Raw genomic sequence first — 23,546 nt, forward strand, 5'->3', positions numbered from 1 at the left:
ACCCATGGCTTATCACTTCGACTTCACACCGGTCCTGCAGAACCTCGACGTGCTGTTGCGCGGGGCTTTGTTCACGCTGGAACTGACCGCCATCGGCACCCTGCTCGGCGTCAGCCTCGGCATTGTCGGGGCTGTCGTGAGGGCCTGGAAGATCCAGCCCTTTGCGACGATCTTCGCCATTTACGTCGAGCTGATCCGCAACACGCCGTTTCTGGTCCAGCTGTTCTTTATCTTCTTCGGCCTGCCGTCGCTGGGCGTGCAGATCACAGAATGGCAGGCGGCGGTACTGGCGATGGTCGTCAACCTGGGGGCTTACTCGACCGAAATCGTGCGCGCGGGCATTCAGGCAATTCCCAAGGGTCAGCTTGAAGCGTCGGCCGCACTGGCGATGAATCGTTATGAAGCCTTTCGCTACGTGGTGCTGGTGCCGGCACTGGGCAAAGTCTGGCCGGCGCTGAGCAGCCAGATCATCATCGTGATGCTGGGTTCGGCGGTCTGTTCGCAGATTGCCACCGAAGAGCTGAGTTTCTTTGCCAACTTCATTCAGTCGCGCAACTTCCGGTCGTTTGAAACCTACATCGTGACGACCCTGATCTACCTGGCCATGGCGCTGCTGATCCGTCAGTTGCTGGCCTGGATCGGGCGACGTTACATAGCGAGGAGCCGCTGATGGATTTCACCCTCTGGGACATCGTGCGCAACCTGCTCATCGGCCTGCAATGGACCGTTGCCCTGTCGCTGGTGGCGTTTATCGGCGGCGGGCTGATCGGCTTGCTGATCATGGGCATGCGCACCTCGGAAAAGTCCGGCCCGCGTGTGATCGCCAAGCTCTATATAGAGCTGTTTCAGGGCACGCCGCTGTTGATGCAGCTGTTTCTGGTGTTCTTCGGTGTAGCGCTGATGGGCATGAACATTTCGCCATGGGCCGCGGCGGCGCTGGCCTTGACCTTGTTCACCAGCGCTTACCTCGCGGAAATCTGGCGCGGCTGCGTGGAGTCGATTTCCAAGGGCCAATGGGAAGCGTCCGCCATCCTGGCGATGACGCCGCTTGAGCAGATGCGTTACGTGATCCTGCCTCAGGCGCTGCGCATCGCCATTGCACCGACCGTGGGCTTTTCCGTGCAGGTGGTCAAAGGCACCGCGGTGACCTCGATCATCGGCTTCACCGAACTGACCAAGACCGGCAGCATGCTGGCCAACGCCACGTTCGAACCTTTCATGGTCTATGGCTTTGTTGCCCTGGGCTACTTCATCCTTTGCTATCCCTTGTCGCTGTGTGCGCGCCATCTGGAAAGGAGACTGCATGCCTCTGCTTAGAATTTCCGCCCTGCATAAATACTATGGCGATCACCACGTACTGAAGGGCATCGATCTCTCGGTCGAAGAAGGCCAGGTGGTGGCGATCATCGGCCGCAGCGGTTCGGGCAAGAGCACCCTGCTGCGCACGCTCAACGGGCTGGAGTCGATCAACGATGGCGTGATTGAAGTGGACGGCGAGTATCTGGACGCCGCACGCGCCGATCTGCGCACGCTGCGGCAGAAAGTCGGCATGGTGTTTCAGCAGTTCAACCTGTTCCCGCACCTGAGCGTGGGCGAGAACGTGATGCTCGCGCCGCAGGTCGTGCAGAAGGTACCGAAGGCAGAAGCGGCCAAACTGGCGAGGAAGATGCTGGAGCGTGTCGGGCTCGGCGAGAAATTCGATGCCTTCCCGGATCGCCTGTCTGGCGGCCAGCAGCAACGTGTGGCCATTGCCCGTGCGCTGGCCATGTCGCCCAGGGTCTTGCTGTGCGACGAAATCACCTCGGCGCTGGACCCTGAGCTGGTCAACGAAGTGCTCAGTGTCGTTCGGCAACTGGCGGCAGACGGCATGACCCTGATCATGGTGACCCACGAAATGCGCTTCGCCCGTGAAGTGGGCGACAAACTGGTGTTCATGCACCAGGGCAAAGTGCATGAAGTGGGCGACCCGAAAGAACTTTTCGCCAACCCGAAAACCCCGGAACTCGCGAACTTCATCGGCACAGCAGAACAAGCCTGACGCTGGACGCAGAGCGTCCGGAACGGCATGCCCACGCGGAGCATGGGCACGATCAGGTTCGTCCAGACTGCGCAACGCCCTCAAGAGCGGACGCAGAGCGTCCGGAACGGCATGCCCACGCGGAGCATGGGCACGATCGGGTTCGTCCAGACACCTATCGTTCCTCACGCTCCGCGTGGGAATGCATTTCGTGACGCTCCGCGTCACACTGCCCAGATAGCCATACGCCACGTCTGAGAGTAATACCGGGTATTTCCAGCGCCTGAACAGCTTCGCGTTGGCGGCAGGCATGGATCGTGGCACGATGGTGCGGTTATCGAACTGGATTTTCTGATCATGCCGCACACCACACCCAAGAATCTTTCACTGATCGCTGCTATCGACCTGGGCTCAAACAGCTTCCATATGGTTGTCGCGAAAGCCAATCAGGGCGAAATCCGTATTCTTGAGCGCCTTGGCGAAAAGGTGCAGTTGGCCGCGGGCATCGACGAAGAGCGCCAGCTGTCTGAAGAATCCATGCAGCGCGGTCTCGACTGCCTGAAGCGCTTTGCCCAGTTGATCAATGGTCTGCCGCACGGTGCCGTGCGCATCGTCGGCACCAACGCGCTGCGCGAAGCACGTAATCGCAATGAATTCATTCACCGCGCCGAAGAAATCCTCGGCCATCCGGTGGAGGTGATTTCCGGCCGCGAAGAGGCGCGTCTTATCTACCTGGGCGTCTCCCATACGCTGGCCGATACGCCGGGCAAGCGTCTGGTCGCCGACATCGGCGGCGGCAGTACCGAGTTCATCATCGGCCAGCGCTTCGAGCCGCTGCTGCGTGAAAGCCTGCAGATGGGCTGTGTGAGCTTCACCCAGCGCTACTTTCGCGACGGCAAGGTGACACCCGCCCGTTACGCCCAGGCCTACACGGCGGCGCGCCTCGAAATCATGAGCATCGAACACGCGCTGCATCGTCTGAAGTGGGATGAGGCCATCGGCTCATCAGGCACCATTCGCGCCATCGGTGTGGCACTCAAGGCCAACGGCTATGGCGCAGGCGAGGTCAACGCCGAAGGGCTGGCCTGGCTCAAGCGCAAACTGTTCAAACTGGGTGACGTCGAAAAAATCGACTTCGACGGCATCAAACCTGACCGACGCGCGATTTTCCCGGCAGGCCTGGCGATTCTCGAAGCCATCTTCGACGCCCTCGAACTCAAGCGCATGGACCACTGCGAAGGCGCATTGCGCGAAGGCGTGCTGTATGACCTGATGGGGCGCCATCACCACGAAGACGTGCGTGAACGCACCCTCAGCTCGCTGATGGAGCGTTATCACGTCGACCTGGAACAGGCCGCACGCGTCGAAGCCAAGGCGCTGCATGCGCTGGAGCAGGTTGCCGAGAGCTGGGAGTTGCAGCACGAGAGCTATGCCGAGCTGCTGAGCTGGGCTGCCAAGGTGCATGAGATCGGGCTGGACATCGCCCACTATCATTATCACAAGCACGGCGCCTACCTGATCGAACACTCGGACCTTGCCGGATTCTCACGCGAAGACCAGCAAATGCTCGCCCTGCTGGTGCGCGGTCATCGCCGGAATATTCCCAAGGACAAGTTCGCCGACTTCGGCGCGGAAGGCATCAAGCTGATTCGCCTGTGCGTGCTGTTGCGCTTTGCGATTCTGTTTCACCACATCCGTGGCACCCAGGAGATGCCACGCGTGGTGCTGCGTGCCGACGGTCCGAGCCTCGATGCCGAGTTCCCGGAAGGCTGGCTGGAAAACAACCAGCTGACTCAGGCCGACTTCGCGCTGGAAGCGGAGTGGCTGGCCCGAGTCGGGATCATCTTCAGCGTACGCTGAGGACCGGGTTGCTCAGGCGCTCCAGCAGGGTCGCCTGAGCACTTCGAGCGTTCTGATTACCGGTCGGCGTACTGCGCACGTAACGCCCGTCTGACTGCAACAGCCAGCTGTGGGTGTTGTCGGTCAGGTAGCTTTCCAGTTCCTTCTTCACGCGCAGAATCAACTTCTTGCCTTCCACCGGGAAGCAGGTCTCGACACGCTTGTCGAGGTTGCGCTCCATCCAGTCGGCACTCGACAGGAACATCTGCTCGTCGCCGCCGTTGAGGAAGTAGAACACCCGCGTGTGCTCCAGGAAACGGCCGATGATCGAGCGCACATGAATGTTGTGCGAGACCCCGGCAATCCCCGGACGCAGGCAGCACATGCCGCGCACCACCAGATCGATACGCACACCGGACTGGCTGGCCTTGTACAGCGCGCGAATGACTTTCGGGTCGGTCAGCGAGTTGAACTTGGCGATGATGTGCGCAGGCTTGCCATCGAGCGCAAATTGCGTCTCGCGGGCGATCATGTCGAGCATGCCCTTCTTCAGCGTGAACGGTGCATGCAGCAGTTTCTTCATGCGCAGCGTCTTGCCCATGCCGATCAACTGGCTAAACAGTTTGCCGACGTCTTCGCACAAGGCGTCATCGGACGTCAGCAAGCTGTAGTCGGTGTACAACCGCGCATTGCCTGCGTGATAGTTACCGGTCCCGAGGTGCGCGTAACGCACGATCTCGCCCGCCTCGCGGCGCAGGATCAGCATCATCTTGGCGTGGGTCTTGAAGCCGACCACGCCGTAGATCACCACCGCGCCTGCAGCCTGCAGACGACTGGCCAGTTGCAGGTTCGACTCTTCGTCGAAACGCGCACGCAACTCGATCACCACCGTGACCTCCTTGCCGTTACGCGCAGCATCCACTAATGCGTCGACAATTTCCGAGTTGGCACCGCTGCGATACAGCGTCTGGCGCACGGCCAGGACGTGCGGGTCTTTCGCCGCCTGACGCAGCAGATCCACCACCGGCGTAAAGGACTCGAATGGATGCAGCAGCAAAATGTCCTGCTTGCTGACCACGCTGAACACGTTTTCGCTGTTCTGCAGCAGCTTGGGGATGGCTGGCGTGAACGGCGGATATTGCAGTTCCGGATGGCTGTCCAGACCGGTAATGCTGAACAGACGCGTCAGGTTGACCGGGCCATTGACCTGATACAGCTCGGACTCGTTCAGGTTGAACTGCTTGAGCAGGTAATCCGACAAGTGTTTCGGGCAGGTATCAGCCACTTCCAGGCGTACCGCATCGCCGTAACGACGCGAAAACAGCTCGCCACGCAGCGCGCGCGCCAGGTCTTCCACGTCTTCCGAATCCAGCGCCAGGTCAGCGTTTCGGGTCAGGCGGAACTGATAGCAGCCCTTGACCTTCATGCCCTGGAACAAGTCATCGGCGTGCGCGTGGATCATCGACGACAGGAACACGAAGTTATCGCCAGGCCCGCAGACGTCTTCCGGCACCTTGATCACACGTGGCAGCAAGCGCGGCGCAGGAATGATCGCAAGACCGGAGTCGCGGCCAAAGGCATCGATACCTTCCAGCTCGACAATGAAGTTCAGGCTCTTGTTGACCAGCAACGGGAACGGGTGCGTCGGGTCCAGACCGATCGGGGTGATGATCGGCGCGATCTCGTCACGGAAATAGCGACGTACCCAGGCCTTGAGCTTGGCGGTCCAGTGGCGACGACGGATGAAGCGCACCTGATGCTTTTCCAGCTCAGGCAGCAGAATGTCGTTGAGGATCGCGTACTGGCGATCCACATGACCGTGAACCAGCTCGCTGATCCTGGCCAGTGCCTGATGCGGTTGCAGGCCATCGGCACCGGCTTGCTCACGGGCAAAGGTGATCTGCTTCTTCAGACCTGCAACACGAATCTCGAAGAACTCATCGAGGTTGCTGGAGAAGATCAGCAGAAACTTCAGCCGCTCCAGCAACGGGTAGGACTCATCGAGCGCCTGTTCCAATACCCGGATATTGAACTGCAGCTGGGACAGTTCGCGGTGGATATACAGGCTGCTGTCGTCCAGGTTCGGAGCGACGATGGCGGGCACCACAGCGGCAGGCGCCTCGATGGCCGGGATTACTTCGATATCAGGCTCAACCACGGGCGTTGCCTCCTGAACATCGACTTCAACAGCGGCTTCGATGAGTGCTTCGGTATTCATGAATGTTCCTGTGAGGCTATTGCCCCTTCAACAGTTGAGCGGCACGAACGGCAAAATAAGTGAGAATGCCGTCGGCACCTGCGCGTTTGAAGGCAGTGAGGGATTCGAGAATCACCCCTTCACTCAGCCAACCATTCTGGATTGCTGCCATGTGCATCGCGTATTCACCACTGACCTGATAGACAAAGGTCGGCACCTTGAATTCATCCTTGACCCTGTGAAGGATGTCCAGATAGGGCATGCCGGGTTTGACCATCACCATGTCAGCGCCTTCAGCAAGGTCGGCCGCCACTTCGTGCAGCGCTTCGTTGCTGTTGGCCGGGTCCATCTGGTAGGACGCCTTGTTAGCCTTGCCCAGGTTCAATGAAGAACCCACCGCATCGCGGAACGGGCCGTAATAGGCACTGGCGTACTTGGCCGAGTAGGCCATGATTCGAACGTTGACATGCCCGGCCAGCTCCAGAGACTCGCGGATGGCCTGAATACGGCCGTCCATCATGTCTGATGGCGCGATGACCTGAGCACCTGCATCGGCGTGGGACAACGCCTGCCTGACCAGCGCATCGACAGTGATGTCGTTCTGCACGTAGCCTTCTTCATCGAGGATGCCGTCCTGGCCGTGGGTGGTGAACGGGTCCAGCGCCACATCAGTGATGACGCCCAGCTCCGGGAAGCGGTCACGCAGGGCGCGGGTGGCACGCTGCGCGATGCCGTCCGGGTTCCAGGCTTCGGCACCGTCCAGGGATTTCTTTTCCGGCGGGGTCACCGGGAACAGCGCCAGCGCAGGAATACCCAGCGCGACCCAGTGTTCAGCTTCCTTGAGCAGCAGATCGACGCTCAGACGCTCGACGCCGGGCATCGAGGCGATGGATTCACGACGGTTTTCACCATCGAGTACAAATACGGGGAGAATCAGATCGTCAACGGTGACCACGTTTTCACGCACCAGCCGACGGGAAAAGTCGTCGCGGCGATTACGGCGCAGACGAGTAAGAGGAAACAGGCGGTTTGCGGGGGTAAAGCTCACGGCGAGACTCCTGAGCCCGCTTACGCGGGCAAGCGCGACAGTTATAAGCCGCCATTATGACCAATGTGTGACAGTCATGGTTCGACCTGCGACTGCACGTCGCGGCCATGGCCCTTATGGGGATGCGACCATTGTGGTTGCAAGAATCTTTAACGTCGAGACACATATCGACACTTTCATCCTTGCCGTCGGCGCGTTAGGCTGCGCGTTCACTTCGCCAGCATCCAGACAATGCTCCAGAATTTCTTGAACGAATTCGGCTACTTTGCCCTCTTCCTCGGCACCTTTTTTGAAGGCGAGACCATTCTGGTTCTTGCCGGATTCCTGGCGTTTCGTGGGTACATGGACCTCAACATCGTCATCATCGTCGCCTTTTTCGGCAGCTATGCGGGTGACCAGTTGTGGTATTTCATGGGGCGCAAACACGGTCGCAAGCTCCTGGCGCGCAAGCCTCGCTGGCAACTCATGGGCGACAAGGCCCTCAGGCTGGTGCGCAAGCATCCGGACATCTGGGTACTCGGCTTCCGCTTCGTCTATGGCTTGAGAACCGTCATGCCAGTGGCCATCGGCCTGTCCGGCTATCCACCCGGGCGCTACTTGCTGCTTAACGGCATCGGCGCTGCGGTCTGGGCCGCAGCACTGGGTTCGGCGGCCTACCATTTCGGCGCAATCCTTGAAGGCCTGCTGGGCAATATCAAGAAATACGAGCTGTGGGTGCTGGGCGCGCTCATTCTGCTTGGCCTGTGCCTGTGGATACGCAGGCGCTTCAAGAATGCGCGTATCGCTCGTGAAGCACGCGAAGAAAAGGATCGCTACTGCGCCTCGGCAGCGGCTTCCGATCTGGATGAGCCGATTGCAGTGCCTGTCGACCCAGCCAAAAAGTCCGACGAATAAACCTGCCCTGACAGGCATCCGGGTGAAGGCATCGCGCCTCACCCGGCAGCAGCATCCTCGCCGTCTCGTCTCCCCGTACCGCCGGTCAGGCACCTGACAGTTTGCAGGCCGCATTGAGCGACGCATGGTGTACTGTACAAATAAACAGTATACGAGTGCATCCACATGTCCAGCCCTTCCCAGATTCGCGGCCGCGGTACTGCCAGCAATCCGCACAATCGCTTCGCGCCCAGCCAGTCTGTCGCAGAAGATGACGGCTGGTATCAGGAAGCCCCGCTGACGCAGGGCACTCAGGTCACCCATGAGACGGCCAAGAGCATCATTACCCGCAACAGCTCGCCGGACATCCCCTTTGATCGGTCGATCAACCCTTATCGCGGTTGTGAGCATGGCTGCATCTATTGTTTCGCCAGGCCCAGCCACGCCTACTGGGACATGTCGCCGGGACTGGATTTCGAGACAAAACTGATCGCCAAGACCAACGCAGCGGCGCTGCTGGAGCAGCAGCTTTCGAAACCGGGCTACCGCTGCGCGCCGGTCACGCTGGGGGCCAACACCGATCCTTATCAGCCGATCGAACGTGAATACCGGATCACCCGTGCCACGCTCGAGGTGCTGCTGCGCTATCGTCACCCGGTGAGCATCATTACCAAAGGCTCATTGATCCTGCGTGACCTGGATCTGCTCGCGGAAATGGCGAAATTGCGCTTGGTATCGGTGTACATCAGCCTGACCACACTCGATGACGAACTCAAGTGCATCCTTGAGCCGAGGGCTGCAGCCCCCAAGGCTCGCTTGCGGGCGATTCGGGTATTGCGTAATGCGGGTGTGCCGGTCGGCGTGCTGTGCGCGCCAATGATCCCGATGATCAATGACCACGAACTGGAAGCGCTGCTCAGCGAAGCAAAAGCCGCAGGGGCGTTGAGCGCCAGTTACGTGATGCTGCGTCTGCCGCTGGAGGTCGCGCCGCTGTTCGAAGAGTGGTTGAAGACGCATTACCCGCAACGCGCCGAGCATGTGCTGAGCCTGATTCGGCAGAGCCGTGGTGGTGCGCTTTATGACAGCCAGTTCGGTTCGCGTATGCGTGGCGAAGGCCCGTTTGCCGACCTGCTGGCACAACGCTACGCTATTGCGGTCAAACGACTGGGTTTGAATCGACGCGAGTCTTTCAAACTGGATTGCGAGGCCTTTTGTCGCCCCGGAGGGCAAATGTCGTTGCTGTGACGAACTTGGTACTATCGTGCAAACCCGCATTCCAGAGCCATCGCATTCAGTTTCACTTAAGCTTGGGCAATTAGTCTGTAACTCTGAGTGTCACCAGCGATATAGCGCTCAAGGGATTTGTTCGTGATTCCTGTTGCAGGAATCACATCCGGCTCTGGTTAAACAGGCATGAGAAATCCACATCAATCCGTCAGAGAGGATGAACAGATGAGAGACACGGACAACCAGCATTCGGCTAGGTCGGACAGCAATGACAGCCATTTGAGTAGCGCCGACGTAGCGTTGAAGCAGATCGTCGATGGCTTTGTACATTTTCGTAATGAGGTCTTCCCGCAGCAGGAAGAGCTGTTCAAGAAACTGGCGAATGCCCAGTCGCCACGGGCCATGTTCATCACTTGTGCCGACTCGCGCATCGTGCCTGAACTGATCACCCAGAGCTCACCCGGCGACCTGTTCGTCACGCGTAACGTGGGCAACGTTGTTCCGCCGTATGGCCAGATGAACGGTGGCGTGTCCACCGCACTGGAATACGCAGTGGTTGCGCTGGGTGTACAGCACATTATCGTTTGCGGCCACTCCGATTGTGGCGCCATGCGAGCCGTGCTCAACCCGGACAGCCTGGACAAGATGCCGACGGTCAAAGCCTGGCTGCGTCATGCCGAAGTCGCCCGCACCGTGGTCGAGCAAAACTGCAATTGCACCGGCGAGCTGGAAACCATGCAGGTCCTGACTCAGGAAAACGTGATTTCCCAGCTGCAACACTTGCGCACCCACCCTTCGGTTGCCGCGAAGATGGCCAGCGGTCAGCTGTTCATTCACGGCTGGGTCTACAGCATCGAGACCAGCGAAATTCTGGCCTATGACGCTGAACGTGACAGCTTCGTGCCGCTCGATGGCAAGGGTCCGACACCAATGGCTTCCCCGAAAGCACGCTTTTCAGTCGATTGATAGTCGTCTCGACTGACGGCAAGCCCTTCCTAATCAGATGATGGCGGTTGCGCAGGATGCGCGCCGCCCGTCTTGCCTCGCCTGAAGAATTGCGGAGAAGCGCCATGGGAATCACCCAATTGAAATCCGTTTTACCACGGGAGCTGCTGGCTTCCGTGGTCGTGTTCCTGGTCGCCCTGCCCCTCTGCATGGGTATTGCGATTGCGTCTGGCATGCCTCCGGCCAAAGGTCTGATCACCGGCATCATCGGCGGCCTGGTGGTCGGCTGGATAGCCGGTTCGCCATTGCAGGTCAGCGGCCCGGCCGCAGGTCTGGCAGTGCTGGTGTTTGAAGTCGTTCGCGAGCATGGCATGGCGATGCTCGGCCCGATCCTGCTGCTGGCAGGGCTGCTTCAGCTGCTGGCCGGTCGCTTCAAGCTCGGCTGCTGGTTCCGGGTAACGGCGCCGGCGGTGGTCTACGGCATGCTGGCGGGTATTGGCGTGCTGATTGTGCTTTCCCAGGCGCATGTGATGTTCGACAGCGGGCCCAAACCCTCCGGGCTGGACAACCTGATCGGCTTCCCCTCCACACTGATTCAGGCGATCGGGCCAGGCACCGGCATGCAAGCCGGTATGCTCGGTCTGGGCACCATGCTGATCATGTGGGGGTGGGAGAAACTTCGCCCTCAATCGCTGCGTTTCGTACCTGGCGCGCTGCTGGGTGTAGGTATTGCTACCGGTATCAGCCTGTTTCTGGCCTTGCAGGTCAAACGCGTGCAAGTGCCGGACAATCTGGCCGACGCCATCGACTGGCTGCGTCCGGCAGACCTGATGAACCTGGCTGACCCGGCGATTCTGGTGGCTGCCATCGTTGTGGCGTTTATTGCCAGCGCTGAAACGCTGCTTTCCGCGTCGGCGGTAGACCGTATGCACAGCGGCGAACGTTCGGACTTCGACAAGGAGCTGAGTGCTCAAGGCGTGGGCAACATGCTCTGCGGCCTGCTCGGTGCGTTGCCGATGACTGGCGTTATCGTGCGCAGCTCGGCCAATGTTCAGGCCGGTGCCAAAACCCGCTTCTCGACGATCTTCCACGGCCTGTGGCTGCTGGCTTTTGTCTTGCTGCTGTCGAGCGTGCTGCAAAGCATTCCGGTCGCAAGCCTGGCGGGCGTGCTGGTCTATACCGGTCTGAAACTGGTCGATCTCAAGGCGTTTCGTGGTCTGGGCCGTTATGGCCGGATGCCGATGTTCACCTACGCGGCCACCGCCGTGGCGATCATCTTCACCGACCTGCTGACCGGTGTACTGGTGGGCTTCGGCATGACGCTGGTCAAGCTGGCGTTCAAGGCTTCGCGTCTCAAGATCAATGTGGTCGAGCTGGCGGGCGAGAAAGAGTACGAACTGCGCCTGGTCGGTGCTGCGACTTTCCTCAAGGTGCCGGCGCTGACTCAGGCACTGGGCACCATTCCACAAGGCAGCACGGTGCATGTGCCGTTGGGCAACCTGTCCTACATCGACCATTCCTGTCTGGAGCTGCTGGAAGAGTGGGGGCGCTCCAACGCTGCCCACGGAACCCGGCTGATCATCGAGCCGCGCGGTTTGAAGCGTCGTCTCGAAGGGCGGGTCTACACGACAACGGGCATAGGTTCAGGCGCAACCTGACAGTTGCAGCCTCGCAGTGGTGGGGTCGGATGGGTCTTCGCGAAGCAGCGGAGTGTCATCCGGCTCCTTCCCTTGCTGGCGAAGACATTGAATCGGGCAGTCGGGTCAGACAGCGGAACGTTCCAGTTCCAGACCCACGCCCAGTTGACGTGACAGACATGGCCAGCGCTTCCAGGCCGCCCCCGTGTCAGGACTGCTCAGCTTCTCTCGGTAAACCTCGACCGAATCCAGCGCAAAGCTCTCGTCATCCAGCAGTTGATCGACCGCATGATGCACCGCTGCGTCCAGCTCATTGGCAAATTGCTCACCGATCAACTGATGGGCGATCACGCTGGCAACGGTGGTATTTGACGGAATCAGCGGCTGACCAAAATGCTTGATGTACAGGTCATTCACTTCCTCGACCAGCCTGTGCGCCAGATAAGCCTCGTCCAGCAAGCTCTCCAGCCCTTCGTGGCCGTCCATGATTGCAGGTGGAACGGCGAAAAAGTGCTCGGCAATCTTTAACACCGGTTTTATCTGCCCCTCAATCCCTGCCTCGACGGCCACCTCATGGGCAGCATCCAGCAGGTCAGGCACCAGATCGATATAAGCGGTAACGAAACGCGTCAGTACGTCTTTTGCATCGACATCCGGCAAGTGGATGGCGGGGTGCAGGTGCGGCAGCTTCTGTTCCAGTTGTTGCAGCAGGTGGCCGGTTTCGGCCTCATGTTGATGGGCTCGTTGTATCTGCTCGCGCAACGCGGCGGTGTTCATGGCGGTGAGCACTCCTGAGGGCAGTAAACCCCGTGGTTTGTTTAGGGAAATTCATACGTTAGCTGGCTTAACTAAATAGCTAAGACGCTTTTGTCATAACCGATTCATATTTATATGCATTGGCTATATCAGGTATCTGTTTGCTCATTTTCTGACCTTGTCGCGGTGATTGGCAGGCAATAACGGCTGACAGGAACGTGCGAAGGACCTCGCCTTTGCATAAGCAGACTACTCTGATGCCGAACAGACCCTTCACGGCACGCTGCCAGACGTAAAAGTGAGCCATCCATGACCCACCAGCCCGCTCCGCCCAGGCGGCCCGTTATCCGTTTACTGCTCCTGCTTGCCTTTATGTTCGCCTGCGGATTCGCGCTGGCACCGATCAAGGAACTGCTGAGCTGGGCGGTGAATGGACACAGCACTCCCGGCGATGCTTACGAGCAGGCGCAACAGGTTGATACGTCGCGTGAGATCGAGGTGCAGTTCACATCCAGCAATGCAGCGGGCATGGTCTGGGCGTTCTACCCCCGCGCCGGCCAGATGAACGTGCATCCCGGTGCGATCAACGAGATGATCTTCATCGCGCAGAATCCGACCGACAAGCCGATGAAAGCCCAGGCCGTACCGGGGATTTCACCGGGGAAGGCCGCGTCCTGGTTTCACAAGACCGAATGTTTCTGCTTCACCCAGCAGACGCTGCAGCCGGGTGAACGTATCGAGATGCCGGTGCGCTTCATCGTGGATCGCGACCTTCCCGAAGACGTCACCCACCTGACACTGGCGTACACCCTGTTTGATGTTACGCAGCGCTAGGCCTCGTCGTTGATATGGGACATCATTGCCAAACCCTACCCTCGCATTGAAACCATGACCCGAATCCAGAAAACCGTTTTCATCGCCGCCGGCATTGTGGCGCTCTTGCTTGGCCTGATCACCAGCCAGTTGCTGTTCAAACACGGGACGCAAGATCAGGCTGCGCTCAATGACGCGGGCATCATCCTGTTGCCGCAAAGCCGCGCCCTGCCTGCATTGAGCATGATTGACCAGAACGGCGAGGCGCTGGCCCTCGACGGACTCAAGCACCAATGGACGTTGATGTTCTTTGGTTACACCTTCTGCCCGGACATCTGCCCTACGACGCTGGCGCAGATAAAGCAGATCAGAAGCGAGCTGCCCAAAGACGCAGCCGAGCGGATGCGCGTGGTGCTGGTCAGCGTTGACCCCAACCGCGACACGCCGCAGCAGCTCAAACAGTACCTGGGGTATTTCGACAAAACCTTCATCGGCCTGACCGCCCCCGTGCCTGAACTGCAGAAACTGGCCAGCGCAGTCAGCATCCCGTTCATTCCGGCCGACACCAGCAAACCGAACTACTTCGTCGACCACAGCGGCAACCTGGCCCTGATCGGCCCGGACGGCACCCAGCGAGGCTTCATCCGCGCCCCGCTGAACAACCAGAAACTGGTCAGGCAGCTACCGGGATTGCTGGAGAGGGATTAGGGCCCATCAGATTCCTGTGACCACCAACCACGAAATGCAGGAGCGAACTTGTTCGCGAAGGCGGTAGTCCAGGCGCAGCAGATGCACCGAGTATTGGGCTATCGTTCCGCACGCTCCAGCGTGGGAATGCAGCTCTCGACGCTCTGCGTCGCCTGAGGACGCAGAGCGTCCTGAAGGGCGCTACCACGCAGAGCGTGGGAGCGATAGGGGGCATGTCCACACACTTATCGTTCCGCACGCTCCTGCGTGGGAACGCATTTCTCGACGCTCCGCGTCGCCTGAGGACGCAGAGCGTCCTGAAGGGCGCTACCACGCAGAGCGTGGGAGCGATAGGGGGTATGTCCACACACTTATCGTTCCGCACGCTCCTGCGTGGGAACGCATTTCTCGACGCTCCGCGTCGCAAAAGCAGCGTGATCAGGTCAGAACGCAGGCACCACAGCGCCTTTGTATTTCTCGGCCAGGAAGGTTTTCACTTCCGGGCTTTGCAGCGCTGCGACCAGCTTTTTCATGGCGTCCGAATCCTTGTTGTCCGGGCGGGCAACCAGGATGTTCGCATAGGGCGAATCAGGACCTTCGATGATCAGCGCGTCTTTGGTTGGATCAAGCTTGGCGCTAAGGGCATAGTTGGTGTTGATCAATGCCAGGTCGACCTGAGTCAGCACGCGTGGCAGCGTGGCGGCTTCCAGCTCGCGGAACTTCAGGTTTTTCGGGTTGTTGATCACGTCCGAAGGCTTCGACAGGATGTTGGTCGGGTCAGCCAGCGTAATCAGACCCGCCTTCTGCAGCAGCAACAGGGCACGGCCTTCGTTGGTCGCGTCATTCGGCAACGCGACGTTGGCGCCATACGGCAGCTCTGCCAGGGTCTTGGTTTTGTCCGAGTATGCGCCGAACGGCTCTACGTGGACCTTGGCCACGGCCACCAGATCAGTGCCCTTGCCCTTGTTGTACTCATCCAGGTACGGCTGATGCTGGAAGAAATTTGCGTCCATTCGCTTCTGGGCGACCTGGGCGTTCGGCTGAATATAGTCATTGAACACCTTGATGTTCAGGTCTACGCCTTCTTTGGCCAGGGTCGGTTTGACGAACTCGAGGATCTCGGCGTGCGGTACGGCAGAGGCCGCGACGGTCAGGGTTTCGTTGGCCTGCGCGGACAGCGCGGTCACAGCGGCAAATATGGCCAATAGCTTTTTCATGCAACAACTCCTTATGGCCCGCCAGTGGCGGGCCGATGCCTGCTGATTCAATCAACGATGAGTGAAATGCGCGACCAGTCTGTCGCCGATGGTCTGGAGTATCTGCACCAGCACCAGCAACAATACGACCGTCACAAACATCACATCGTTCTGGAAACGCTGATAACCATAACGAATCGCCAGATCGCCCAGCCCGCCAGCACCTACCGCACCGGCCATGGCCGTGAACGACACCAGCGCAATCGCCGTCACGGTGATCGCCGCCAGAATGCCAGGGCGTGCTTCCGGCAGCAGCGCCTTGATGATGATCTGCCGGGTAGTGGCACCCATGGCCTGTGTGGCTTCGATGATGCCGCGATCTACCTCACGCAGAGCAGTCTCTACCAGACGGGCAAAGAACGGCGTGGCGCCGGCGATCAGTGGCGGCAAGGTGCCAAGAATCCCCAGCGACGTGCCGGTGATGATTTCGGTCAGCGGCATCATCACGATCAGCAAAATGATGAACGGCAGCGCGCGCAGCATGTTCACAATCAGCCCGACCGTGGCATATACCTGCTTGTGCTCCAGCAATTGACGCGGCGAGGTCAGAAACATCAGCACGCCCAGCGGCAGGCCGAACAGGATGGTAAAGCCCAGCGAAACACTGAGCATGATCAGCGTGTCGCCTGTGGCCACCCAGATTTCGTACCAGTCGACGTTGGCGAACAGGTTCAGAAAAGCGTCCATCAGCGCAGCACCTCCATATGAACATCGGCGGCGGTGAAATGAGCAAAGGCCGCTTCCATGTCACCGCCGGTGATCGCCAGCGTCAGTTGCCCGTATGGCGTGTCCTTGATGCGGTCAATGCGACCCGCAAGGATGCTGTAGTCGACACCGGTTTCCCGGGCCACGGTGCCCAGCAGCGGCGCGTAGGTTGCCTCGCCCTGAAAGGTCAGACGCACGATACGGCCCTGCACATGGGAAAAATCATCACGCTGCTCGTTTTCATCGATCTGGTCGTCTTCCTGCACAAAGCGCTTGGTGGTGGCGTGCTTCGGATGCAGGAACACGTCGGCGACATTGCCCTGCTCGACGATCACACCGGCATCCATGACCGCCACCCGATCACACACGCGACGGATCACGTCCATCTCGTGAGTGATGAGGACGATGGTCAGGTTCAGCTCGCGGTTGATCTCGGCCAGCAATTGCAGGACCGACGCAGTGGTCTGCGGGTCCAGCGCGCTGGTGGCTTCATCGCACAGCAGGATTTTCGGTTTGGTCGCAAGGGCGCGGGCAATGCCGACGCGCTGCTTTTGCCCGCCAGACAATTGCGACGGGTACTTTCTGGCGTGATCGGAAAGCCCGACCCGTGCCAGCAACTCGGCAACGCGCTGATCGATCTGCTGGCGCGACATGTCGCCCGCCAGAGTCAGCGGCATGGCCACGTTGTCGGCAACGGTTTTGGAAGCGAGCAGATTGAAATGCTGGAAGATCATCCCGACCTGCTGGCGAAAGCGCCGCAAGCCAGTAGCGTCAAGCGCCGTGACATCTTCACCGTCGACCACGATCTGTCCGCCGCTAGGGGTTTCGAGACGGTTGATCAGCCGCAGCAGCGTGCTTTTGCCAGCACCGGAATGGCCGATGATGCCGAACACCTGGCCATCGTCGACGCGCAGGCTTGTAGGGTGCAATGCCGGTATTTCCCGGCCTGCCACCCGATAGGTTTTGTGGACGTTATGGAACTCGATCACGGAGCGAACCTTGTGGGGGCGCGTTAAAGAATCAGCGCAGTGGACCATGCTCCACTTGCTTCGTTACCTCGGCCAGATTGAACCGGGCGCGCATTTTAGCCTGTCCGGCCCGCAGTGCTTAGCATTTATTTGCAGGCAGGCCTGTGTAATGGGCATAACGCGACCGTTGGGGCGAAACCCGTTGAATCGGACTGAACGGCTGATTCTGTCACCGGTCACTTTCTGGATACCGTGATTTCCCGCTTGCATCAGGGAAGTCGAATTCAGCGAACCCAACTCAACGATTGGGTCGAGATAAGGAGTTGTTTCTGATGGCTAGCGAGAAAAAACCACCGATTGCCAACACACCGAAAAGCGAAATGGCAGGCACTGACACGCTTGATCGGGGCAATACCAACGCCAAGCTGGACAGCCTTGAGCAGTTCCGCTCGGATGCCACCAGCCAGGCACTGCGCACCAACCACGGCGTCAAGATTTCCGACAACCAGAACACCCTGAAAGTCGGTAGCCGCGGCCCGTCGTTGCTCGAAGACTTCATCATGCGTGAAAAGATCACGCACTTTGACCATGAGCGCATTCCAGAGCGTATCGTCCACGCTCGCGGCACCGCAGCACACGGTTATTTCCAGACTTATGAAGACCAGGGCGCGCTGAGTAAAGCAGGCTTCCTGCGTGATCCAGGCAAGAAAACCCCGGTTTTCGTGCGTTTTTCGACCGTTCAGGGCCCACGCGGCTCGGGCGACACCGTGCGTGACGTGCGTGGTTTTGCGGTCAAGTTCTACACCGACGAAGGCAACTTCGACCTGGTGGGCAACAACATGCCGATCTTCTTCATTCAGGATGCCATCAAGTTTCCTGACTTCGTGCACGCAGTGAAGCCTGAACCGCACAACGAAATCCCTACCGGCGGCTCGGCTCACGACACGTTCTGGGACTTCGTCTCGCTGGTACCTGAATCCGCGCACATGGTGCTGTGGACCATGTCCGACCGTGCAATCCCGAAAAGCCTGCGCACCATGCAGGGCTTCGGTATCCACACGTTCCGCCTGATCAACACCGAAGGCAAATCCACGTTCGTCAAATTCCACTGGAAGCCCAAGTTCGGCGTGTGCTCGCTGGTCTGGGACGAAGCGCAGAAGCTGGCCGGCAAGGACACCGATTTCCACCGCCGTGACCTGTGGGAGTCCATCGAGATGGGCGACTACCCGGAATGGGAACTGGGCGTGCAGATCGTCGCCGAGGAAGACGAGCACAAGTTCGACTTCGACCTGCTCGATCCGACCAAGATCATCCCGGAAGAGCTGGTGCCGGTTACGCCATTGGGCAAGATGGTGCTGAACCGCAACCCGGACAATTACTTCGCCGAGACTGAGCAGGTTGCTTTCTGCCCTGGCCATATCGTGCCGGGTATCGACTTCTCCAACGATCCGCTGCTGCAAGGTCGTCTGTTTTCCTACACCGACACGCAGATCAGCCGCCTCGGTGGTCCGAACTTCCACGAGATCCCGATCAACCGTCCGATTGCGCCGAACCACAATGGTCAGCGCGACGCACAGCATCGCACCACCATCGACAAGGGCCGCGCTTCCTACGAGCCGAACTCGATTGATGGCGGCTGGCCGAAAGAAACGCCGGCCGCTGCGGTAGACGGCGGTTTCGAGACTTACCCTGAGCGCGTCGAAGCGCACAAGGTTCGTGAGCGCAGCGAGTCGTTCGGCGATCACTTCTCCCAGGCGACTCTGTTCTTCCAGAGCATGAGCCATCACGAGAAAGAGCACATCATCGCGGCTTACAGCTTCGAGTTGGGCAAGGTCGAGCGCGAGTACATCCGTGCCCGTCAGGTCAACGAGATTCTGGCCAACATCGATCTGGAACTGGCCAGCCGTGTGGCTGCCAATCTGGGTCTGCCGGCACCGACCGCAGGCACCGTGCCGGTGCGTGAGACGTCGGTAAAAGAATCGCCGGCGCTGAGCCAGGTCAACCTGCTGTCGGGTGACATCGTTTCGCGCAAAGTCGCCATTCTTGTGGCCAATGGCGTTGACGGCAAAGCGGTCGAAGCCATGAAAGCTGCTCTGACGGCCAAAGGCGCACACGCTAAAGTGCTCGGCCCGACGTCTGCACCGGTCAAAACGGCCGATGGCAAAAGCCTGCCGGTAGATGCTTCAGCTGAAGGCTTGCCTTCGGTGGCGTTCGACGCGGTATTCGTGCCGGGCGGCGCGGATTCGGTGAAAGCGTTGAGCACTGATGGCGTGGCGTTGCACTTCATCTTGGAAGCCTACAAGCACCTCAAGGCCATCTCCGTTGCCGGGGAAGCCAAAGACTTGCTGAGCTTGCTGCGCCTTGAAGAAGACGCCGGGCTGCTGGTGGTGTCCGACAGCAAATCGTTCGAAGCCTTCTTCGACGCGATGGCACAACACCGTGTCTGGGACCGCGAAGTGAAAGCCAAAGCTATTCCGGCTTGATCTAACGTTCGACCTATCGTTCCCACGCTCCCGCGTGGGAACGCCTTCCTGGATGCTCTGCGTCCGCTCTTGAGCGTGCGGCGCCACACAGATGTGTGACGCGGAGCGTCACGGGAGGCATTCCCACGCGAGCGCAAGGAACGATAAGTGTCCGGAAGTCCGCCTGTAAAAAGGTGGCTCAGGACTTGGCGGGCGTCAGGATGATGTGGGCTTTTTCATTGCGCTCGATTTCGCGACGCAATTGCAATTCAAAATCCGGATTGGCCTTGATTACCCGCTTGGTCAGCAAGGTAGCCAGCCATGGGTAATCTTCGGTGCGTGGCACCACCAGCAGCACGTCACAGTTGAACGCTACGGTATCCGCTGCAATGTCATCCAGTTGACGACGCAGTGCAGGCATATCACCGATTTTCAGGTCGATAGTGGTACTCGGTGCTGACGGATCAACCAGTCTGGCCACCCTTCTCGCTTCAGCCTCTCTCAACTCCGCTTCGGCTTTTTCCAGTTCTGCCTTGCGCGCATGGGCAATCGCACCATTGACGCCGCTGGTCAGCGCAGGCGCCTTGGGCATCAGTGCGCGAGCGCGACTCAATGCGCTGGCAGCGGCGTTCATGTCGCCCTTCTGCAGGCTGATCTGGCTGCGGCTCAGGTAGGCTTCTGCCAGACGACGCTGGAGAGGCTCAAGCCGGGCGTCGTCGGCATTCGCCGCCTGCAGCGTCGCCAATTGATCCTCGGCGGTTGCCAGTTCATTGCCAGCGATGTTCTGTTCGAGCTGCGCGAAGGCATCAGGCTTAGCCTCGGACGCAGGCGTCTCGACCGTTGGCGCACTCTGACAGGCACCCAACAGGATGGAAAATGCGACAAGCAGCAGATAGCGTGGGGCGAACGGCTTCATTCCTGCGATTCTCTAGTTTGCGCAAAAAACGAGCAAGTCTACACCGCTCGCCTGGGTAGAACAAAGCTGAGCAAGAACAACGCCGCAGCGGATACCACTATAGACGGTCCGGCCGGTGTGTCCTTGAACCATGACAATGATAGCCCGATACACACTGCAGTCACGCCCAGCAGGCTTGCGCCGACCGCCATCTGCTCCGGCGAACGGGCGTGACGCTGTGCCGCAGCAGCCGGAATGATCAACAGCGATGTAATCAGCAAAACACCAACGATTTTCATCGCCACCGCGATCACGACCGCGATCAGCAGCATCAGCGCCATGCGCAGTGCAGCAACCGGCAGGCCTTCAACGCGGGCCAGCTCCTCATGCACGGTCATGGCCAGCAGCGGCCGCCACAGCGCAACGATGGTCACCAGCACCAGCGCGCTGCCGCCAAGAATCCACGCCAGATCGGCCGGGCTGATCGCCAGCAGATCACCGAACAGGTAAGCCATCAGGTCGATTCGCACTTCGTGCATGAAGCTGAGCACGACCAGCCCGAGCGACAGTGTGCTCGGTGCCAGAATCCCCAGCAGCGTGTCCGAAGCCAGTGGCTGACGCTGTTGCAGAGTAACCAGCAGCACCGCCAGCAGCAGGCAGCCGCAGGTCACGGCAATGGTCGGGCTGACATCCAGCAAAAAGCCCAGTGCCACGCCGAGCAGCGCGGCATGGGACAGTGTGTCGCCGAAATACGCCATGCGGCGCCAGACCACAAAGGACCCAAGCGGACCGGCCACCAAGGCCAGCGCAACGCCTGCCAGCAAGGCATACAGTAGAAAATCAGCCATGCTTGCAGCTGTCTCCGTGAACGTGAGTGTGAGGGGCAGCCGGCGCATCATTCACCACGGCGCCGTGCAGATCGTGGGCATGGTCATGATTATGGTGATAGATCGCCAGACTCTGCGCATTCTTGCCGAACAGTTCGACGAATGCCGGATCGTGGCTGACCTGCTCGGGGTGGCCGGAGCAGCAGACATGGCGATTCAGGCACACCACCTGATCGGTGGTGCTCATCACCAGATGCAGATCATGGGAGACCATCAATACGCCGCACTGATGACGGTCGCGCAAACGCGTGATCAGGCTATACAACTCAGCCTGCCCGGCCACGTCGACGCCCTGCACCGGCTCGTCGAGCACCAGCAGCTCAGGCTTGCGCAACAAGGCGCGGGCCAGCAGAACGCGCTGCATTTCGCCACCGGAAATACCCTGCAAAGGGCTGTCGATGACTTTTTCAGCACCGACTTCTTCAAGCGCGGATTGCGCAGCGGCACGGTCTACGCCCGGCACCAGACGCAGAAAGCGCAGCACCGACAACGGCAAGGTCTGGTCTACATGCAGTTTTTGCGGCATGTAGCCGACGCGCAACCTGGGTTTGCGCCACACCGTGCCTGAATCAGGTTTGAGCAGCCCCAGCACCGCACGCACCAGGGTGGTCTTGCCTGCGCCATTGGGGCCGATCAGCGTGACGATCTCGCCGGGACGGACGCTGAGCTGGATGTTGTCGAGCACACTTTGCCCGGACAGCGTGACGGCAACCTGCTCCAGACGTATCAATGCATCCGTCATCAGGCGGCCTTGCAGCCAGCGCACACGCCGACGATCTCGACGGTCTGGCCTTCAACCGCAAAACCGACTCCGGCGGCAGCATTGACCACAGACGTGCTGATGGCCGGATGTTGCAACTCGATAGCGGCGTGACACACACGGCAGATCAGAAACTGGCCCTGGTGCGCGTGGGTCGGGTGATTGCAGCCAGTGAAGGCGTTAAGCGAGGCGATCCGGTGGACCAGGCCGTTTTCCAGCAGGAAATCCAGCGCACGGTAGACGGTTGGCGGCGCAGCGCGGCGGCCGTCCTCTTCACTGAGCACCGCCAGAATGTCGTAGGCGCCCAGCGGTTTGTGGCTTTGCCAGACCAGTTCCAGCACACGGCGGCGCAATGTGGTCAGGCGCAGCCCCTGTTTTGTGCACAGCGCATCAGCTTCGGCGAGGGCCGAATGCACGCAGTGAGAGTGATCATGGGGGCGACTGGCCAGGGGAGTATTGGGCATGAGCAGCGACGATATTGGCTAGAGACGTTATTATGTTACCTGTTCCTGGCTTATATGAGTGATTCGAGTGCGCCGTCTTTTCAATCTTGTTGCTGTTCTGTGGATCAGTCTGTTGTTCATCGCCCCGGCTCAGGCCGAGGTCAATGTGTTGACCAGTATCAAGCCATTGCAGCTGATTGCGGCGGCTGTACAGGATGGCGTGGGTAAGCCCGAAGTGCTTTTGCCGCCCGGCGCATCACCGCATAACTATGCCCTGCGCCCATCCGACGTGCGGCGTGTGCGGGAAGTAGAACTGCTCTACTGGATCGGCCCGGACATGGAAACGTTCCTGCCGCGTGTCCTGCAAGGCCGCACGCTGCCGGCGGTTGCCGTGCAATCCCTGCCCGGCATGCACTTGCGCCACTTCGGTGAAGACAACGCCTCCCATGATGACCACGGTCATGACGACGATGCAGACGAACATGATCACAATCATCAGCCTGGCAGCCTGGACTCGCATCTGTGGCTGTCGACCGTCAACGCGCGCGTAATTGCAGCGAAAATGGCGGCGGACCTGAGCGCTGCGGACCCGGCCAATGCGACTCGCTACGCCAGTAACGCCGACGCGTTCAGCAAGCGTCTGGATGCTCTGGACGCCCGAATCAAGGGTCGTGTCAGCGCTGTTGCAGGCAAGCCTTTCTTCGTGTTCCACGAGGCGTTTGATTATTTCGAAGAGGCTTACGGGCTCAAGCACGCGGGTGTATTCGCCATCGCCGCCGAGATCCAGCCCGGCGCGCAGCACGTGGCCGCCATGCGCGAGCGCCTGAAAGCGGCGGGCAAAACCTGCGTATTCAGCGAGCCACCTTTGCGCCCGCGCCTGGCAGACACCCTGAGCGCCGGGCTGCCGGTCAAACTGGCCGAACTGGACGCGCTGGGTGGTTACATTCCGCCAACCGCGCAAGGTTACGAGCAGGTGTTACAGAAACTGGCTGATGATTTGACGGGTTGCCTGAGCAGTATTTGATTGCACAGGCACTTTTCGTCCTGAGTATTGTGCCGACGCTCCGCGTCGGTATGCCGTTCTGGACGCTCTGCGTCCGATCGGGAGCGTGCGGTGCGCCACGGATTTAT

General features: G+C 59.7%; 22 protein-coding genes. 12 read left to right on the plus strand and 10 right to left on the minus strand.

Going from position 1 to position 23,546, the window contains the following annotated elements:
• Nucleotides 1–4: 4 nt before the first annotated feature.
• The 4 genes from I9H07_RS22400 to ppx all read left to right on the plus strand — a co-directional run bounded on the left by I9H07_RS22400 (nucleotide 5) and on the right by ppx (nucleotide 3,877).
• Nucleotides 5–670 carry an amino acid ABC transporter permease gene (locus I9H07_RS22400; protein ID WP_024645143.1) on the plus strand — a complete coding sequence of 222 codons (666 nt, stop codon included), beginning with the start codon at nucleotides 5–7 and terminating at the stop codon, nucleotides 668–670.
• Nucleotides 667–1,317, plus strand: a complete 651-nt coding sequence (locus I9H07_RS22405) for an amino acid ABC transporter permease (RefSeq protein ID WP_236533832.1) — start codon at nucleotides 667–669, stop codon at nucleotides 1,315–1,317. Before I9H07_RS22400 ends, I9H07_RS22405 begins: the two co-directional genes overlap by 4 nt.
• Nucleotides 1,304–2,038 (plus strand): amino acid ABC transporter ATP-binding protein, encoded by a 735-nt coding sequence (locus tag I9H07_RS22410; protein ID WP_024645141.1) that lies wholly within the window; start codon nucleotides 1,304–1,306, stop codon nucleotides 2,036–2,038. Before I9H07_RS22405 ends, I9H07_RS22410 begins: the two co-directional genes overlap by 14 nt.
• 336 nt (nucleotides 2,039–2,374) lie before the next feature.
• A complete protein-coding gene (ppx, locus tag I9H07_RS22415) occupies nucleotides 2,375–3,877 on the plus strand; it encodes an exopolyphosphatase (RefSeq protein WP_024645140.1) in 1,503 nt (500 codons plus the stop codon).
• Here ppx and ppk1 read toward each other — a convergent pair.
• Nucleotides 3,864–6,074 carry a polyphosphate kinase 1 gene (gene ppk1 / locus I9H07_RS22420; protein WP_236425121.1) on the minus strand — a complete coding sequence of 737 codons (2,211 nt, stop codon included), beginning with the start codon at nucleotides 6,072–6,074 and terminating at the stop codon, nucleotides 3,864–3,866. The genes ppx and ppk1 overlap by 14 nt on opposite strands.
• A 16-nt stretch (nucleotides 6,075–6,090) precedes the next feature.
• Nucleotides 6,091–7,101 carry a porphobilinogen synthase gene (gene hemB, locus I9H07_RS22425; RefSeq protein WP_024674580.1) on the minus strand — a complete coding sequence of 337 codons (1,011 nt, stop codon included), beginning with the start codon at nucleotides 7,099–7,101 and terminating at the stop codon, nucleotides 6,091–6,093.
• 231 nt (nucleotides 7,102–7,332) lie between these two features.
• Here hemB and I9H07_RS22430 point away from each other — a divergent pair, with 231 nt between their 5' ends.
• The 4 genes from I9H07_RS22430 to I9H07_RS22445 all read left to right on the plus strand — a co-directional run bounded on the left by I9H07_RS22430 (nucleotide 7,333) and on the right by I9H07_RS22445 (nucleotide 11,804).
• Complete coding sequence (locus I9H07_RS22430) at nucleotides 7,333–7,995, plus strand: DedA family protein (RefSeq protein WP_236425122.1); 663 nt, start codon at nucleotides 7,333–7,335, stop codon at nucleotides 7,993–7,995.
• Between the two features lie 165 nt (nucleotides 7,996–8,160).
• Entirely contained in the window at nucleotides 8,161–9,219 is a 1,059-nt protein-coding gene (locus tag I9H07_RS22435; protein ID WP_236425123.1) for a PA0069 family radical SAM protein, read from the plus strand.
• 207 nt (nucleotides 9,220–9,426) lie between these two features.
• On the plus strand, nucleotides 9,427–10,167 hold the full coding sequence (locus I9H07_RS22440) for a carbonic anhydrase (RefSeq protein ID WP_236425124.1): 741 nt from the start codon (nucleotides 9,427–9,429) through the stop codon (nucleotides 10,165–10,167).
• 104 nt (nucleotides 10,168–10,271) lie between these two features.
• Complete coding sequence (locus I9H07_RS22445) at nucleotides 10,272–11,804, plus strand: SulP family inorganic anion transporter (protein ID WP_024674584.1); 1,533 nt, start codon at nucleotides 10,272–10,274, stop codon at nucleotides 11,802–11,804.
• A 105-nt stretch (nucleotides 11,805–11,909) separates the two neighbouring features.
• Here the strand turns inward: I9H07_RS22445 and I9H07_RS22450 are convergent, their stop codons facing one another.
• Complete coding sequence (locus I9H07_RS22450; protein WP_024674585.1) at nucleotides 11,910–12,560, minus strand: hypothetical protein; 651 nt, start codon at nucleotides 12,558–12,560, stop codon at nucleotides 11,910–11,912.
• A 288-nt stretch (nucleotides 12,561–12,848) separates the two neighbouring features.
• Here I9H07_RS22450 and I9H07_RS22455 point away from each other — a divergent pair, with 288 nt between their 5' ends.
• Both I9H07_RS22455 and I9H07_RS22460 read left to right on the plus strand, forming a co-directional pair.
• Nucleotides 12,849–13,373 (plus strand): cytochrome c oxidase assembly protein, encoded by a 525-nt coding sequence (locus I9H07_RS22455; protein ID WP_236425125.1) that lies wholly within the window; start codon nucleotides 12,849–12,851, stop codon nucleotides 13,371–13,373.
• 54 nt (nucleotides 13,374–13,427) lie between these two features.
• Nucleotides 13,428–14,060, plus strand: a complete 633-nt coding sequence (locus I9H07_RS22460; protein ID WP_236425126.1) for an SCO family protein — start codon at nucleotides 13,428–13,430, stop codon at nucleotides 14,058–14,060.
• 422 nt (nucleotides 14,061–14,482) lie between these two features.
• Here I9H07_RS22460 and I9H07_RS22465 read toward each other — a convergent pair whose 3' ends face one another.
• The 3 genes from I9H07_RS22465 to I9H07_RS22475 are packed head-to-tail and all read right to left on the minus strand — an operon-like array spanning nucleotide 14,483 to nucleotide 16,989.
• Nucleotides 14,483–15,256 (minus strand): MetQ/NlpA family ABC transporter substrate-binding protein, encoded by a 774-nt coding sequence (locus I9H07_RS22465; protein WP_236425127.1) that lies wholly within the window; start codon nucleotides 15,254–15,256, stop codon nucleotides 14,483–14,485.
• A 51-nt stretch (nucleotides 15,257–15,307) separates the two neighbouring features.
• Nucleotides 15,308–15,982 carry a methionine ABC transporter permease gene (locus I9H07_RS22470; RefSeq protein WP_024673409.1) on the minus strand — a complete coding sequence of 225 codons (675 nt, stop codon included), beginning with the start codon at nucleotides 15,980–15,982 and terminating at the stop codon, nucleotides 15,308–15,310.
• Nucleotides 15,982–16,989 carry a methionine ABC transporter ATP-binding protein gene (locus tag I9H07_RS22475; RefSeq protein ID WP_236425128.1) on the minus strand — a complete coding sequence of 336 codons (1,008 nt, stop codon included), beginning with the start codon at nucleotides 16,987–16,989 and terminating at the stop codon, nucleotides 15,982–15,984. The genes I9H07_RS22470 and I9H07_RS22475 overlap by 1 nt, the downstream gene beginning before the upstream one ends.
• 311 nt (nucleotides 16,990–17,300) lie before the next feature.
• On the opposite strand from I9H07_RS22475, the gene katE reads away from it, so the two are divergent.
• On the plus strand, nucleotides 17,301–19,451 hold the full coding sequence (gene katE / locus I9H07_RS22480; protein ID WP_024673411.1) for a catalase HPII: 2,151 nt from the start codon (nucleotides 17,301–17,303) through the stop codon (nucleotides 19,449–19,451).
• Between the two features lie 178 nt (nucleotides 19,452–19,629).
• Here katE and I9H07_RS22485 read toward each other — a convergent pair whose 3' ends face one another.
• From I9H07_RS22485 to I9H07_RS22500, 4 genes are read right to left on the minus strand one after another with little or no spacing between them, the layout of a single operon-like run.
• A complete protein-coding gene (locus I9H07_RS22485) occupies nucleotides 19,630–20,346 on the minus strand; it encodes a PA5502 family lipoprotein (RefSeq protein WP_058391542.1) in 717 nt (238 codons plus the stop codon).
• A 38-nt stretch (nucleotides 20,347–20,384) separates the two neighbouring features.
• Nucleotides 20,385–21,173, minus strand: coding sequence for a zinc ABC transporter permease subunit ZnuB (znuB, locus tag I9H07_RS22490; RefSeq protein ID WP_024673625.1), 789 nt, complete (start codon nucleotides 21,171–21,173; stop codon nucleotides 20,385–20,387).
• A complete protein-coding gene (gene znuC, locus I9H07_RS22495) occupies nucleotides 21,166–21,954 on the minus strand; it encodes a zinc ABC transporter ATP-binding protein ZnuC (protein ID WP_024673624.1) in 789 nt (262 codons plus the stop codon). Before znuC ends, znuB begins: the two co-directional genes overlap by 8 nt.
• Complete coding sequence (locus I9H07_RS22500; protein ID WP_058391541.1) at nucleotides 21,954–22,436, minus strand: Fur family transcriptional regulator; 483 nt, start codon at nucleotides 22,434–22,436, stop codon at nucleotides 21,954–21,956. Before I9H07_RS22500 ends, znuC begins: the two co-directional genes overlap by 1 nt.
• A gap of 67 nt (nucleotides 22,437–22,503) precedes the next feature.
• On the opposite strand from I9H07_RS22500, the gene znuA reads away from it, so the two are divergent.
• Nucleotides 22,504–23,439 (plus strand): zinc ABC transporter substrate-binding protein ZnuA, encoded by a 936-nt coding sequence (gene znuA, locus I9H07_RS22505; protein ID WP_094188414.1) that lies wholly within the window; start codon nucleotides 22,504–22,506, stop codon nucleotides 23,437–23,439.
• The last annotated feature ends 107 nt before the right edge of the window (nucleotides 23,440–23,546 follow it).

This window comes from Pseudomonas syringae, assembly GCF_023278085.1.
Classification (GTDB): domain Bacteria; phylum Pseudomonadota; class Gammaproteobacteria; order Pseudomonadales; family Pseudomonadaceae; genus Aquipseudomonas; species Aquipseudomonas syringae_Q.